General features: G+C 68.5%; 12 protein-coding genes, 2 tRNA genes, 1 pseudogene and 1 riboswitch. Of the genes and pseudogenes, 11 read left to right on the top strand and 4 right to left on the bottom strand.

The genetic code is table 11. The features are described 5' to 3' along the window. Positions 1–84: 84 nt before the first annotated feature. From Q8M82_RS09400 to Q8M82_RS09380, 5 genes are read left to right on the top strand one after another with little or no spacing between them, the layout of a single operon-like run. Entirely contained in the window at positions 85–834 is a 750-nt protein-coding gene (locus Q8M82_RS09400) for a hypothetical protein (RefSeq protein ID WP_305691099.1), read from the top strand. Continuing rightward, on the top strand, positions 831–2,996 hold the full coding sequence (locus tag Q8M82_RS09395; RefSeq protein ID WP_305691098.1) for a TonB-dependent receptor: 2,166 nt from the start codon (positions 831–833) through the stop codon (positions 2,994–2,996). Before Q8M82_RS09400 ends, Q8M82_RS09395 begins: the two co-directional genes overlap by 4 nt. Beyond that, a complete protein-coding gene (locus Q8M82_RS09390; RefSeq protein ID WP_305691097.1) occupies positions 2,997–3,884 on the top strand; it encodes an ABC transporter substrate-binding protein in 888 nt (295 codons plus the stop codon). After that, on the top strand, positions 3,881–4,864 hold the full coding sequence (locus Q8M82_RS09385; protein WP_305691096.1) for a FecCD family ABC transporter permease: 984 nt from the start codon (positions 3,881–3,883) through the stop codon (positions 4,862–4,864). Before Q8M82_RS09390 ends, Q8M82_RS09385 begins: the two co-directional genes overlap by 4 nt. Continuing rightward, positions 4,861–5,604, top strand: coding sequence for an ABC transporter ATP-binding protein (locus Q8M82_RS09380; RefSeq protein ID WP_305691095.1), 744 nt, complete (start codon positions 4,861–4,863; stop codon positions 5,602–5,604). The genes Q8M82_RS09385 and Q8M82_RS09380 overlap by 4 nt, the downstream gene beginning before the upstream one ends. Before the next feature lie 308 nt (positions 5,605–5,912). Here the strand turns inward: Q8M82_RS09380 and Q8M82_RS09375 are convergent. Next, positions 5,913–6,003 (bottom strand) — tRNA-Ser (locus Q8M82_RS09375). 212 nt (positions 6,004–6,215) lie between these two features. Between Q8M82_RS09375 and Q8M82_RS09370 the strand changes: the two genes are divergently transcribed. The 6 genes from Q8M82_RS09370 (at position 6,216) to Q8M82_RS09345 (ending at position 10,660) form a co-directional block, all read left to right on the top strand. Next, positions 6,216–6,291: transfer RNA gene (locus tag Q8M82_RS09370), tRNA-Phe, on the top strand. A gap of 216 nt (positions 6,292–6,507) precedes the next feature. Next, positions 6,508–7,626, top strand: coding sequence for a mandelate racemase/muconate lactonizing enzyme family protein (locus tag Q8M82_RS09365; RefSeq protein ID WP_305691094.1), 1,119 nt, complete (start codon positions 6,508–6,510; stop codon positions 7,624–7,626). Positions 7,627–7,886: 260 nt separating this feature from the next. Further along, positions 7,887–7,986: riboswitch (TPP riboswitch) on the top strand. A gap of 90 nt (positions 7,987–8,076) precedes the next feature. Further along, positions 8,077–9,072 (top strand): glycine oxidase ThiO, encoded by a 996-nt coding sequence (gene thiO, locus Q8M82_RS09360; RefSeq protein WP_305691114.1) that lies wholly within the window; start codon positions 8,077–8,079, stop codon positions 9,070–9,072. Next, on the top strand, positions 9,056–9,253 hold the full coding sequence (gene thiS / locus Q8M82_RS09355) for a sulfur carrier protein ThiS (protein WP_305691093.1): 198 nt from the start codon (positions 9,056–9,058) through the stop codon (positions 9,251–9,253). The genes thiO and thiS overlap by 17 nt, the downstream gene beginning before the upstream one ends. A 13-nt stretch (positions 9,254–9,266) precedes the next feature. Next, positions 9,267–10,040, top strand: a complete 774-nt coding sequence (locus Q8M82_RS09350) for a thiazole synthase (protein WP_305691092.1) — start codon at positions 9,267–9,269, stop codon at positions 10,038–10,040. Positions 10,041–10,051: 11 nt separating this feature from the next. After that, positions 10,052–10,660, top strand: coding sequence for a thiamine phosphate synthase (locus Q8M82_RS09345; protein WP_305691113.1), 609 nt, complete (start codon positions 10,052–10,054; stop codon positions 10,658–10,660). Positions 10,661–10,822: 162 nt separating this feature from the next. On the opposite strand, the gene Q8M82_RS09340 is transcribed toward Q8M82_RS09345, so the two are convergent. From Q8M82_RS09340 to Q8M82_RS09330, 3 genes and pseudogenes are all read right to left on the bottom strand, one after another. Then, the gene (locus Q8M82_RS09340; protein WP_305691091.1) at positions 10,823–11,134 is read right to left on the bottom strand and encodes an Rdx family protein; all 312 of its coding nucleotides are present in this window, start codon (positions 11,132–11,134) and stop codon (positions 10,823–10,825) included. Positions 11,135–11,370: 236 nt separating this feature from the next. Then, positions 11,371–12,828 (bottom strand): CopM family metallochaperone, encoded by a 1,458-nt coding sequence (copM, locus tag Q8M82_RS09335; RefSeq protein ID WP_305691090.1) that lies wholly within the window; start codon positions 12,826–12,828, stop codon positions 11,371–11,373. Positions 12,829–13,185: 357 nt separating this feature from the next. Then, a pseudogene (locus Q8M82_RS09330) lies at positions 13,186–13,783 on the bottom strand (carboxypeptidase M32); the annotation flags it as partial.

The following is a 13,783-nucleotide window of genomic DNA, read 5'->3' as shown; positions in this document are numbered from 1 at the left end:
CCGCGTACCGACGCCGGTTGACAATCCCACGCATGGGCACAATCAAGTGATGTTATAACATCACAAAATAAATGTGCTGACGCTGTGCCTTTCGCCTTCCCCGAGTCATCCGACGGGCCACTCGATCCTCTGGGGCTTTATGCCTCCGCGATCGACGGCTCGGACTATGTCGCGCACGTCGCGCCGATCATCCGCCGCCTCGTTCCCGCAACCGGCGATCTCATCGACATCGGCGCCGGGGGCGGGCAGCTTGGTGCCGCGCTCGTCGACCCCAGCCGACGCTGGACGACGATCGAGCCCGCGCCGGTCATGCAGGCGAGACTCAAGGCCCTGCCGAATCCGCCTGCGTTGATACCCTTGGGCTGGGATGCGCCAGATCTGGTCTGCGCGCCGGCCGCGACCGTGCTGGCGGCGACCATGCCGGGCTATCTGGCCGATCCCACCGCCTTCCTCGCCTTCTGCCGCAGCCTGGCGCGGCGCGCGATCATCTGGGTCGTGCCGGCCCAGCGCGGCCCGCGCGGGCTGATCCTCGCCGGCTGCCTGCCGAGTGCCTGGCATGGCGAGGACGAGACGCCGGCGATCGATCTGATCCTGCCGCAACTGCGCGGCGAGCTGCCCTCGGCCATGGCCGAGACGGACTGGACCTTCTCGCTGGTCACCCGCGATCTGCCGCGGCTGGCCCGCTATCTCGCCGACCGCCTCGGCTGGTCCCCCGACGATCGGCGTCGCACCGACCTGCTCACCTATCTCGCCGCTCAGGCAGAGCCCGTCTCCGACGGGCTGCGCCTCTCCGTTCATCGCCGCTCGGCCATCCTCGTCTGGAACCTGTCATGATCAGCCTGTCTGCCCGCAAGGCCCGCCTGCTCGCCGCGACCTGCCTCGCCGGCGCCACCGCCACGCCCGTCCTCGCCCAGACCGAGATCAGGCTCGACGAACTCGTCGTCACCGCCACCGGCCGGCCCGAGCCGCGCAGCAGCATTCCCGGCACCGTCCAGGTGATCGACGCCGCGCAGATCGAGCGCTCACCGGCCAAGTCGATCACCGATCTGCTGGCGGAGAACGCCGTCGGCTTCTTCAGCGAATGGACCCCGGGCCAGACCTCGATCAACATCCGCGGTGGCGCCAGCGACGGCCAGGGCAAGGATTTCCGCAGCCAGGTGCTGGTGCTGATGAACGGCCGGCGCGCCGGCACCGCCAATCTCTCGAAGCTCTCGCCGGCCGATGTCGAGCGCATCGAGGTCGTGCGCGGTCCGTCCTCGGTGATCTATGGCAGCCAGAACATCGGCGGTGTCATCAACATCATCCTGAAGACGGGCCGGACGGCGCCCGGCACGATGATCGAGGCGTCGGGCGGGTCCTGGGGATTGCTGCAGGGCAAGGCCCAGACCGGAGGGCTCTATGACAGCATCGACTATTATGCCGGCATCTCCGGCGGCCAGCGCGACGATTATCATTCCGGACGTGGCGGCACGACCATGGCCAACACCGGCTGGAAGCGCTTCGGCCTGACCGGCGCGCTCGGCCTGCAGATCAATCCCGACCATCGCATCGAGACGACCCTGCGCACCGACGGCGTCTACGATGTCGGCTTCCGCGGCTCCGGCGCCAACACGATCAGCCAGGAGGACCGCTACAACAATTCCTTCGACATCACCTATCGCGGCCAGATGCCCGGCGGGCAGTATCGCTGGATGCTGCAGGGCTATGCGGTGCAGGACGTCGACCATTTCCGCTGGGCCTCTCCGGTCATCCGCGGCGGCACCGGCCTGCCGGCTTTGGGCACGGCCGCCGACTACAACCGCCGCGAACTCAATGTCGTCGGCACGCGCTTCCAGCCGAGCATGACGCTCTGGGCCGGCAACGACCTGCTCGCCGGCTGGGACTGGGAGCGCAGCAGCCTGCGCTCGACGCGCGACCGCCTCGGCGTGCCCGGCAATCCGCTCGCCCAGGTCTCGCCCCAGGACAACAACCAGTCCGAGACGGTGAACGCGCTCTATGTCGAGGATTCACAGAAGCTCTGGGATGACCGCATCACCCTGCGGGCCGGCGTGCGCCGCACCTTCGGAACGACGAGCTTCGAATATACGCCCAACCTCGCCGGCCAGGTCCCGCGCGACGTCGATTACCAGGCGACGACGTATTCGACCGGCGCGACCTTCAAGGCGAGCGACCGCCTGACCTTCCGCGTCGGCTACGCGACCGGCTTTCGGGCGCCGACCGCGACCGAGCTCGCGGCCGACTTCAACACGCTGGGCGGCGGCCGCATCTTCGGCAATCCGTCGCTGAAGCCGGAAACCAGCGAGCAGGTCGAGGCCGGCGCGGCCTATGCCGGGGAGGGCTGGCGTGCCGATGTCGCGATCTTCCAGAACATCATCTCGGATCGCATCGTCACCCGCGCCCGCACCGGCGTCGCCAACACCTCCGACTATGCCAACAACAGCGGCGACGTCGTGGTGCGCGGCGTCGAGCTGCAGCTCGACGCCGATGTCCTGAAGCTCGCCGGCCATGGCGAGACGCGCTGGCGCTGGTCGGTCTTCGGCAACGGCGCCTACAATTTCGACATGGAGGATAAGGGCGCCGCCGTGACCGCCAACAGCCGCAAGCCCGAGCGCATGTACCAGTATCAGGCCGCGATCGGCACACGCTTCGGCCAGAGCGGGGGACAATATGACTGGTCGATCCAGGTCACCGGCATTCTGCGCGGGCCGATGTGGTACAACACCGAGGAGAACCTCCTCGCGGCCGCCGAGCCGAACCGCGACTGGATCCACCGCAAGAATCCGTTCTGGGTCTGGAACGTCCGTGGCGAGGTCGAAATCGCCAAGGGCATCAAGCTCTTCGCGCTGGTCAACAACCTCTTCAACAAGAACGAGAGCCCGATCTTCATCGGCCTCGACAAGAAGCCCTACAAGCTCGATTCCCGCTTCGCCAATGGCGGCTACGGGACATCCATGCCAGGGCTCGAGGTTCAGGCCGGTGTGCAGGCGCGCTTCTGAATGAAGGCGTCCGCGCTCATCGCCGCGCTCGCGTGCGCGCTGTCCTGCACGCTCGCGGGTCCAGCCGCGGCCGAGCCGATCCGGCTGACGGACGCGGTCGGCCGCAATGTCGAGATCGCGCGGTCGCCGCAGCGCATCGTGCCGATCTTCGCCTCGAATGCCGAACTCGTGGCGGCGCTCGGGCTGAGCGAGCGCATCGTGGCGGTCGAGGCCTATACGCGCTTTCCGCCGGAGCTTGCGCGCAAGCCGCAGGTCGGGGGGCGCCTCGGCTTCTCGGTGGACGCCATCGTCGCGCAGAAGCCGGATCTGCTGATCGTGACGCCCGCCCGCCAGGCGATGCATCAGCTCATCGACCCGATGACGCGGCTGGGCATTCCGGTCATCGTCCTGCTCGCCCGCAGCGTCGCCGAGGTGATGGACAATCTGCGCCTCGTTGGACAAGCGACCGGAGTACCCGAGCATGGCGAGGCCGTGGCGAGGGCTCTCGAAGCACGGCTCGCCGCCGTCGCCGCGAGGACAGCGCCGCAGGCGCCCCGTGTCGTCATGATCACCGGACGCCTGGGGAACGGGCTCGTGCTGGTGGCCCGGGCCGACAGCTATACGGGCGACGCGATCGTCCGGGCGGGAGGGCGCCATGCGCTGGAGCGCAGCGTCGTCGCGCAGGTCTCGCCCGAGGCCATCATCGCGGCCGATCCCGACGTCCTGCTCTTTGCCGGGACGAAGTCGGATCTCGACGCGCTGACCGCGCAGCCGGGATGGCGCCTCCTGCGGGCGGTCAGGGAGGGGCGCAGCCATCTCGTCGCGCGCGCGGAATTCCTGATCCCGGGACCGCGCACCGTCGACGGCATCGAGAAGCTGGCAGTCCTGCTGCGAAAGCGCCCGTCTTGAAGAACCGCTTCGCGATCCTCGGCGCTTCGCTCGCTCTCGCCCTGCTGTTCGGCGCGGCGGCCGGCCATGACTGGGTTTCGCCGCTGAAACTGGCCTCGGCATGGTCGGGCGCCTCCGATATGGAGAGCCGGCTGTTGCTGGTCTGGCGGCTGCCGCGCGTGCTGGCGGCGGCGCTGGTGGGCGCGCTGCTGGGCCTGGGCGGGGCGATCTTCCAGGGCGTCTTTCGCAATCCCCTGGCCGAACCCTATCTGCTGGGCGCTTCGGGCGGCGCGGCGATCGGCGCGACGGTCGCGCTGCTCGTGCCGCTCGGCCTGCCCGGCGGGCCGGCTCTGGCCGGCCTTTCCTTCCTGGGCGCCTGGGGAGCGACCTGGATCGTGCTCGCCGTCTCCGGGCTGCATGGCAAGCCCGACACGGCCGGCTTGCTTCTGGCGGGCGTCGCGGTGGCGGCGATGCTGGGGGCGCTGCGCTCCTTCCTGATGCTCGCCCTCTCCGACGACACCATGAATCTGCAGGTCGTGCTGAGCTGGACGTTGGGCGGAATCCAGACGCCCGATGGGCCGGGGCTCATCATGCTCGCGGGCCTCGTCATCGCGGGGCTGCTGCTGGCGCTGTCGCTGGCGCGTGGGCTCGATCTGCTGGGGCTCGGCGACGAGCAGGCCTTCGCCTTCGGGCTCGATCCCGTCCGCTTCGCGCGGCGCGCCGTTCTGGTGGGGGCGGGGATCGTTGCCGCGGCCGTCGCTTTCGGGGGGCTCGTCGCCTTTGTCGGCCTGATCGCGCCGCATCTCGCGCGCTGGTGGATCGGGCCTCGGCACCGGGCCCTGCTGCCGGCGAGCGCGCTGATCGGGGCCGCGCTGGTGGCGTTCTGCGACGGCCTCGCCCGTGCCGTGCTGCCGCCGGCCGAAATCCCGCTTGGGCTGGTCACGGCGCTGATCGGCGGGCCCTTCTTCCTGCTTCTGCTGGCCCGGAGGCTGCGGCCATGATGCGCGTCGCATGCCAGGGCCTCGGAGCGAGCGCGGGCGACACCGTGCTGCTCGACGATGTCGGCCTGTCCTTCGCGGCGCCGGCTCTCATCGGCATCCTCGGCCCCAACGGCGCCGGCAAATCGACGCTGCTGCGTCTCCTGGCGGGGTACCGCAAGCCGGAGCGCGGCGTGGTCAGCTGGGACGGAAGGCCGCTCTCACACTGGACGGCCACGGAGCGCGGCGCGGCCTGCGGCTATTGTCCCCAACAGTTCGAGCCCGCCTGGAACTACGCCGTGGCGGAGATCGTCGGGCTCGGCCGCGACCGCAGCCCCGCCAAGGCGGCCCCGTTGGAGACCATCCTCGAGGAGAATGGCCTCGCGGCTCTGGCCGCCCGTCGCTGGAGCCAGCTCTCGGGCGGGGAGAGGGCGCGCACGATGCTGGCCGCGACGCTGGCGACACAACCGCCGTTCGTCCTCGCCGATGAGCCGGGCGCCAGCCTCGACATGCGCCACAGGCTGGCCCTGCTGGAGCGGCTCGAGGCCTATGCGACGTCGGCGCTCGTGATCGTCGTGATGCACGACCTCGATCTGGCGCTGCGCTTCTGCGATCGTCTCGTCCTGCTCGATCACGGCCGCGTCGCGGCCGACCGGGCCGCCGACGCGATGCTCGATGATCCAGCCTTCGCAGCGGCCTTCGGGCTGCGCCTGCAGGCCGAGCCGCGACGCCCCGATCGGGACTGGGTGATCGGCTTGGGGTGATGCGCCGCATCGCGCCATGGGGACTCAGCCGACGCCGCGCAGCAGCCCGCGAGGCAAATGGTGATCACCGTCGATCCCACGCGAACAAGATCCCACCAGCTCTCGAGGTCGCGCAGCCCCCCGATTTGGAATCATCAGCCGCTCGAACGATCGATCGGGTGCATGGCACGCGTTCGGGTTCGGTTCCCGCGCGGACGAGGTTGTGACCTGTCGAATCAGGGGCTTAGGAGTGGCGGAGAGTTCGGAACGCAATTCGAACTCGGAGCATGCGCGCTGGGTTGGTGGGCAGCATCGCGCAATGAAAAGAGTGGCGGAGACGGAGGGATTCGAACCCTCGATACCCTTGTGGGGTATGCTCATTTAGCAAACGAGTGCCTTCAGCCTCTCGGCCACGTCTCCGTTGGATGCTCTATGCCCGAAGGCCGGCCGCTTTGACAAGCCGTCGCAGTGCGCTTTCACGAAAGCTTTCGCTTCGGCGGCGGAGGGCAGGGTGGGGCGCCCGGCCGCGCCAACCGGATCGTAACCGGAAAGCCGACGAAGCGACTGGACAGCCCCGCCGTCACTGGCTATACCGCGCCCACCAACAGGGACGCGGCTTTCGCATCCCCGGCGCCCAGATAGCTCAGTTGGTAGAGCATGCGACTGAAAATCGCAGTGTCGCTGGTTCGATTCCAGCTCTGGGCACCATTCCTTTCTGATCACCGATGGTCTCCGCACCCGGCCGCGGGTCCGCATCGCCGCGTCTGGCGTTGCCTGATCCGGCGCCCGGCGACCCGTCCCCCTTCGCTCGCATATCCGGCGCGCGGCTTCCGGCGTTGAAGCGCGTCTCCGGCTGTGGTCGTCTCGGGCCCAACAAGCCGCCGCGGCCTGCATGGTCGCGAGCGGAGGACCGGGAGGACCATCATGCGCATCGCCAGGATCGAACCCTTCATCCTGCATATTCCCGTCACCGGCGGGTCGATCGCCGATTCGACGCATCGGATCAGCCATTGGGGCGTAGTCGGCACCAGGATCGTCACGGAGGAGGGGCTCGAGGGCTATGGCTTCACCGGCACCCATGCCGATCTGCCCTCCGACCGGCTGATCACCGCCTGCATCCGCGATTGCTATGCCCCGCTGCTGGTCGGCGAGGATGCCTCGGAGAGCAACCGGCTCTGGCTCAAGCTCGCGCGCCATCCGGCGCTGCAATGGGTCGGCCGCGCCGGCATCACCCAGCTCGCGCTCGCCGCGGTCGATGTCGCGCTCTGGGATCTCAAGGCGAAACAGGCTGGCGTGCCGCTCTGGCACTGGCTCGGCGGCGCCAGCAAGCCGCGGCTGGAGGCCTACAACACCGATATCGGCTGGCTCTCGATCCCGAAGGACCAGGTCGTCGAGGGTTGCCGGAGGGCCGTCGAGCAAGACGGCTTCCACCGCATCAAGGTCAAGGTCGGCCATGCCGATCCCGGCATCGACATCGGCCGGCTCGAGGCGGTGCGCCAGGCCGTCGGCTCCCATGTCGCGCTCGCCATCGACGGCAACGGCAAATGGGATCTGCCGACCTGCAAGCGCTTCTGCGCGCGGGCCGAGCCGCTCGACATCTTCTGGTTCGAGGAGCCGCTCTGGTATGACGATGTCGGCTCGCATGCGGCGCTCGCCCGCGACACCTCGATCCCCATCGCGCTGGGCGAGCAGCTCTATTCGCTCGATGCCTTCCGCGCCTTCATCGCGGCGGATGCGATCCACTACGTCCAGCCCGATGTCACGCGGCTCGGCGGCATCACCGAATATATCCAGGTCGCCGATCTTGCGCTCGCGAGCCGCCTGCCGGTCGCGCCCCATGCCGGCGAGATGAGCCAGGTCCATGTCCATCTCGCCTACTGGCACCAGGCGACGCCGGTGCTCGAATACATCCCCTGGATCAAGGACGCCTTCGAGGAGCCGGCCGATGTCGTCGATGGCTGCTTCCTCAAACCCCAGCGGCCGGGCGCCGGCACGACGCCGACGAGCGACGCCTTCGCCCGCTTCGCCAAGCCGCTGGGCTGACCCCGACGGCGGCCGAGCGCAAAGGGCGGGCATCCCTGGAGCATGCTGAGCTGTCTCGGAACCACTGCCGTCATCCCGGGCTCGCCCCGGGATCCATCGGAGGGCTCCAGAGCCTTACGATGGATTCCGGATCGGCGCGGCTGCGCCGCTTGTCCGGAATGACGGTCTGTTTCCGAGTGAAATCAGCACGCTCCCATGTGCAGTTCAGGAGGACATGGCCGCCCTGCCTTGCTCAGGCCGCTATGGCAAACTAGATTGACGGTGATCCGTTGGGGTGCCGCGAGGCTGAGAGGCGCATGACGCCAACCCATCGAACCTGATCCGGATAATGCCGGCGAAGGGAACGGTCGTAGCAGCGTCGCTTCACCCGTCCTGCCACGGCCGCAGCCTTCAAGGCCGCGAGGGTAGGGCATGCCGCACGCATCCATCCAGTCCCGGTCGAACCCCCCGCTGCGCGTCGGCATCATCGGCGCCGGCGTGGTCGGTCTCGCCTGCGCGGTCGAACTGCTCGGGCGCGGCGCCGAGGTCGAGCTCTTCGAGCGCGGCGAAACGGCCGGGGCGAAAGCCTGCTCCTGGTGGGCCGGCGGCATGCTAGCGCCCTGGTGCGAGGGCGAGAGCGCCGAGGAGCCGGTGGTCCGGCTCGGCCAGGAGGCCGCCGCCTGGTGGGAGCGCCATGTCGAAGGCGTCGTCCGCAAGGGCACGCTCGTCGTCGCCCCCAGCCGCGATCGTGCCGAGTTGCGCCGCTTCGCCAGCCGCACCTCCCATCTGGTCGAGATCGACGCCGAGGCCATCGCCGCGCTCGAGCCCGATCTCGCCGGGCGCTTCGGCAAGGCGCTGTTCTTCGAGAGCGAGGGCCATCTCGATCCGCGCCTCGCCTTGGCGGGACTGGCGGCGAAGGTGGTCGCGCTGGGCGGGCGCATCCATTACGGCCGCGAGGTCGCGCCCGAGGACATCGCGGCTGACGCGGTACTGGATTGCCGGGGGCTCGCCGCCCGCGCGGCGCTGCCGGATCTGCGCGGCGTCAAGGGCGAGATGCTGCTGCTGCGCACCCGCGACGTCACCCTGTCGCGCCCGGTGCGGCTGCTGCATCCGCGCATCCCGCTCTATGTCGTGCCGCGGGCGGACGGCATCTTCATGGTCGGCGCGACGATGATCGAGGGCGGCGACCGTAGCGCCGTCACCGCGCGCTCGATGCTGGAACTGCTCGGCGGCGCCTATGCGCTGCATCCGGCCTTCGGCGAGGCGCAGATCGTCGAGATCGGCGTCGATGCCCGCCCGGCCTTCCCCGACAACCTGCCGCGTCTGACGCGCCGCGGCCGGGTCATCCATGTCAACGGCTTCTATCGGCACGGTTTTCTGCTCAGCCCCGCCATGGCGCGGCTGGCGGCGGACGCCCTGCTCGATCCCGCCAGCATCCCGGAGAGGCTTCATGACGTTGCTGCTTAACGGCGAGCCGCGCGAGGTTTCCGCGACCACGCTCGAGCAGGCGCTGGCCGAGCTCGGCTATGCCGGCAAGGTCGTGGCCACCGCGGTGAACGGCGACTTCGTCCCGGCCCGCAAACGCGAGACCGTCACGCTCAGCGAGGGCGACCGCATCGAAATCGTCGCCCCGATGCAGGGCGGCTGAGAGGATCACCGACATGGCGAGCTTCTATGGTTTCGAGCCGAAGAGCCGGCTCTTTCTCGGCACGGCGCAATATCCGTCCCCCGCCATCCTGGCGGAGGCGGTGAAGGCGTCGGGTGTCGAGGTCGTCACCGTCTCGCTGCGGCGCGAGGCGGGCGAGGGCGGGGCGGGGCAGGCCTTCTGGTCGCTGATCCGCGATCTCGGCGTGCGCGTGCTGCCCAACACGGCCGGCTGCCATGGCGTCAAGGAGGCGGTGACGACGGCGCAGATGGCGCGCGAGGTCTTCGGCACTAACTGGATCAAGCTCGAGGTCATCGGCGAGGACGACACGCTGCAGCCCGATGTCGTCGGACTGATCGAGGCGGCGCGCATCCTCACCCAGGACGGCTTCGAGGTCTTCCCCTACACCACCGAGGATCTCGTCGTCGGCGGGCGCCTGCTCGATGCCGGCTGCGAGGTGCTGATGCCCTGGGGCGCGCCGATCGGCTCGGGCCGCGGCCTGAACAACGTCTACGGCCTGCGCAGCATGAGGGCGCATTTCCCCGGTGTTCCGCTGGTGGTCGATGCCGGCATCGGCCTGCCCTCCCACGCCGCCCAGGCGATGGAACTGGGCTATGACGCGATCCTGCTCAACACGGCGGTGGCCAAGGCAGGCGATCCGGTGCTCATGGCGCAGGCCTTCGCCCGGGCGATCGAGGCCGGCCACCAGGCCTTCCAGGCGCAGCCGATCGAGGCGCGCGACATGGCCGCACCCTCGACCCCGGTCATGGGCAAGGCCTTCCTCTCGTGAAAGCATCCACCGTGAAGCTCGATCCGTTCTACCCGATCTTCGACAGCGCCGACTGGCTCGCCCGCATGCTGCCGCTCGGCGTCAGGCTGGTGCAGCTGCGCGTCAAGGACCGCAGCGAAGCCGAGACCGGCCGCGAGATCGCCCGCGCGAAGACGCTCTGCGCAGAAGCCCGCTGCGTGCTGGTCGTCAACGACTACTGGCGTCTGGCCATCGCGGAGGGCTGCGACTTCGTCCATCTCGGCCAGGAGGACCTCGACGGCGCCGATCTCGCGGCGATCCGCAAGGCCGGGATGCGGCTCGGCGTCAGCAGCCATGACGAGGCCGAGCTGGAACGCGCGCTCTCCACGCAGCCGGATTATGTCGCGCTCGGCCCGGTCTACCCGACGATCCTCAAGGCGATGAAATGGGCGCCGCAGGGGCTGGAGCGCGTCACGGAGTGGAAGCGCCGCCTCGGCGCCATCCCGCTCGTCGGCATCGGTGGTGTCTCGCTGGAGCGCGCGCCGGGCGTGTTCGAGGCCGGCGCCGACATCGTCTCGGCGGTGACGGACATCACCCTGAACTCCGATCCGGAGGCGCGGCTGAAGGCCTGGCTCGCGGCGACGCGCAGTCGCGTTGCCTGAGCCCGGCCAGCCTGTCGATGAAGCACCCCGTCATCCTGGACAAGCGGCGGAGCCGCGCGGGCCGGGATCCATCATAGGGCGCCGACACGCCCGATGATGGATCCCGGACGACCTTCGGTCGCCCAGGATGACGGCGTGGTTCCGACGGCGAATGATGAGCGCTCAAACGCTCTCCACCGCCGCATGCCCGTCGACATGGCCGAGGCTGCGCTCGGGGTCGAGCCGGTCGCGCACGCGCTGCTTCAGCACCTTGGAATCGGGGAAGCCGCCCTCGCTCTTGCGGTCCCAGATCAGCTCGCCCTCGTAATGGATCTGGAAGATGCCGCCGGTGCGCGGGATCAGCGCGACCTCGCCGAGATCCTGCCCGAAGGTTGAGAGCAGTTCCTGGCCGAGCCAGGCGGCTCGCAGCATCCACTGGCACATCGAGCAATAGGTGATGGTGATGCGGGGCAGGGGGCGGGCGGCGGTGGTCATGGTAGCGGTCTCCGGGACATAGCGAACCCTTCGAAACCACGCTTCGTCGGCCGGTGGCAAGGCTGCCGGGGCATGGGCGGTAAGATGGAGGCGGCGAACGGCGCGGCAATGATTGAGATCATGGTGCCAGGATCCGGCCATGAGGCACGTCGGGTCCGTGGCCTGGGTACTCTGGTGCCATTGGAAACCGGCGTTCGCCGCCGATCTCCTGGCGGCGGTGCTTGGCCGCCACGGCTTCAGGGCCCGCTGGGCTGCAGCAGATTCCGTTGCCGAAGCCAGCCGCGCATGTCGGCGATCTCGGGCTTCTGGGCTGCGATGATGGCCGCTGCCAGTTTGCGGTTGGCCTCGTCCCTGCCGTAGCGCAACTGTATCTCCGCCATGTCGATGGCGCCCTGGTGATGCGGGATCATGCCGAGCACGAAGGCCACGTCCGGATCGGCATGGGTGATGCCTTGCATCATGGGGCCGTGCATGCGCTCCAGCGCTTGCTGATAGGCGGCCAGGGCGGAGCCGGTTGCGGTTGCCGCAGGAGCCGACGGGCCTGCTGCATGCGTGGCATGGCTCGTTGATGGGGTGTCCTGGCGCGGCGGAGCGCCGATTCCACCGTCAGCCCTTGGTCCGTGAGGATATTCGGGGCTGTGCGAGTGGGTGGCGATTTCGCTGGTTGGCGGGCCGATCCTGCCTGCCGGTCCATAGATGGCGATGTGCAGGCCCCAATAGCCACCAGCGAAGATCACAAGAGCCGTCGCGAGCCCTGCCGGGATTGCGGCCAGCCGGCTTTTCAGCGCCGACAGAAAGAGCGTCCCGCGGGTGTGGTCGCATGCGATCGCGACGATGATGGCCATGATCAGCGCATGGCCGATCAGATCAATGCGGCCGAAAGGAAAGACCGCTGCATTGAACACGAAGAAAAGGGCGATCGCCGAAAGGCGCCGAACCAGCGGTGTCCAGATCATGCCGAAACCCAGGGTGAATTCGGCTACCCCCGCCATCGGGATGAAGACGTCGGGCGGCAGCCCGAATGTAAGGAACGGCTTTTCGTCGACGATGGGGTCGAACCAGGACGGATAGGCGAATTTCTCGAGGCTCGACCACATCAATGCGATGGCGACGCCGATGCGCAAGGCTTCGAAGCGGTATTTGCGCCATTCCGCGTTGTTCGACGATTCCAGCACGAGATAGGCCGCGACGCCTGCGCCGAGCGACAGATAATCGAGAAGGTGGAAAATGTCGTAATCGCGCAGGGCCAAGAGCCACAGGCCGATGATGCCAGCGGCGGCCGCGGGCCGCGTCGCACGCGGAATGACCAGCGCCGCGATGACGAGCTGCACCCACGAGACCCACTCCGCTGGCGTTTTCAGGTCGGGGGTCAAGTAGACGCCGCCGACAGCGAAGATCGCGACAAAGAAGGCGCTGATGACGAGGCGGACAAATTCATCGAGCCGTTGCCATACCGGATCGGTGATCTTGTCCATCATGCTCAGGATGGTTTCGCCGGCCGGCGATCTCTCGATTGCGCGGGCCGCAAGGAAAAACATCAGGACGAGCGTGATGGCGGACCAGAACCAGACATTGCTCAGCGTCGCGCCGATAGGCTGCGGCGGTGCGCCTACGATATAGGGCGCAAACCATTTGACATGAGCCTGCGCCGGCAGCGAACCGGCGAGCAGAATGGCCAGCCCGGCCGGTAACATCAGGACCCGGCCGAGGCTAAGGCGCCTCGAGCGGAGTGGGGCGATCAACCGGGGGAGATTGCAGGGGCGCATGGCATCCCTTTGGTTCTCGAGCCGAACTCGGCGCATCTTTTCCAGCCGACTGCGACAACTGAAGCAAGAATCGGTCCGTCTCTTCTGAGACTCGGCGGTGATGGGAAGCTGTCGCGACGTCCAGTGACCGGATTGCCGCCGCAGCCGCGCCTCGCTCACCTGGCGCCCCGCCGTCGTCCGCGTAGGTTGAATTCGCCCTCCCTGTGTTTCTCAGTTGCGGGCTGAGGCCTTTGGCTCACGCCGGAACCACGGCGCGCTGTCCGTTGCCGCTCGGGCGCTGAGAGCTCAGCCCTCCGTGGTGTAGCGCCGCTTCAGATGCGCCTTGAACACCCCGGCATCGAGCGGGCGTCCCGTCGCCTGCGTCAGCAGATCGTCGGTCTCCAGCAGGCAGCCCTGGCTGTGGATGTTGGCCCGCAGCCAGGACAAGAGCGGCGCAAAGTCGCCCCGGCCGATGCCGGGCAAAATCGCGGGCTGCGCCTGGCAGGCGGCCTCGAAGATCTGGGCGGCGGTCATGGCGCCCAGCGTATAGGTCGGGAAATAACCCCAGCCGCCGCTCGGCCAGTGCACGTCCTGCAGGCAGCCGAGGCGGTCATTGGGAACGGAGACGCCGAGCAGCTCCGTCATGCCGGCATTCCAGGCGGCGGGCAGTTCGGCGAGCGGCATGGCGTCGGCGATCAGCGCCTTCTCCAGCCGGTAGCGCAGGATGACATGGGCCGGATAGGTCACCTCGTCGGCATCGACGCGGATGAAGCCGGGCTCGACCCTGGTGTAGCGCCGCCACAGCGCCTCCGTCGCCCAGGCCGGGCCAGAGCCTCCGAAGGCCTCGCGCATCAGCGGCGCGGCATAGGCGATGAACTCTTCGGAGCGACAGGCCTGCATCTCG

It is taken from the genome of Allobosea sp. (assembly GCF_030694325.1).
In the GTDB taxonomy this organism is placed as follows: Bacteria; Pseudomonadota; Alphaproteobacteria; order Rhizobiales; family Beijerinckiaceae; genus Allobosea.
This window is presented reverse-complemented; position numbering and strand designations above follow the sequence as displayed.

What these genes read in the sequence shown, in the direction of transcription:
- thiS (WP_305691093.1), top strand. Translation starts at nt 9,056, where the DNA reads ATGACGTTGCTGCTTAACGGCGAGCCGCGCGAGGTTTCCGCGACCACG.
- copM (WP_305691090.1), bottom strand. Translation starts at nt 12,828, where the DNA reads ATGTTACCGGCCGGGCTGGCCATTCTGCTCGCCGGTTCGCTGCCGGCG.
- Q8M82_RS09395 (WP_305691098.1), top strand. Translation starts at nt 831, where the DNA reads ATGATCAGCCTGTCTGCCCGCAAGGCCCGCCTGCTCGCCGCGACCTGC.
- Q8M82_RS09390 (WP_305691097.1), top strand. Translation starts at nt 2,997, where the DNA reads ATGAAGGCGTCCGCGCTCATCGCCGCGCTCGCGTGCGCGCTGTCCTGC.
- Q8M82_RS09350 (WP_305691092.1), top strand. Translation starts at nt 9,267, where the DNA reads ATGGCGAGCTTCTATGGTTTCGAGCCGAAGAGCCGGCTCTTTCTCGGC.
- Q8M82_RS09365 (WP_305691094.1), top strand. Translation starts at nt 6,508, where the DNA reads ATGCGCATCGCCAGGATCGAACCCTTCATCCTGCATATTCCCGTCACC.
- Q8M82_RS09340 (WP_305691091.1), bottom strand. Translation starts at nt 11,134, where the DNA reads ATGACCACCGCCGCCCGCCCCCTGCCCCGCATCACCATCACCTATTGC.
- Q8M82_RS09380 (WP_305691095.1), top strand. Translation starts at nt 4,861, where the DNA reads ATGATGCGCGTCGCATGCCAGGGCCTCGGAGCGAGCGCGGGCGACACC.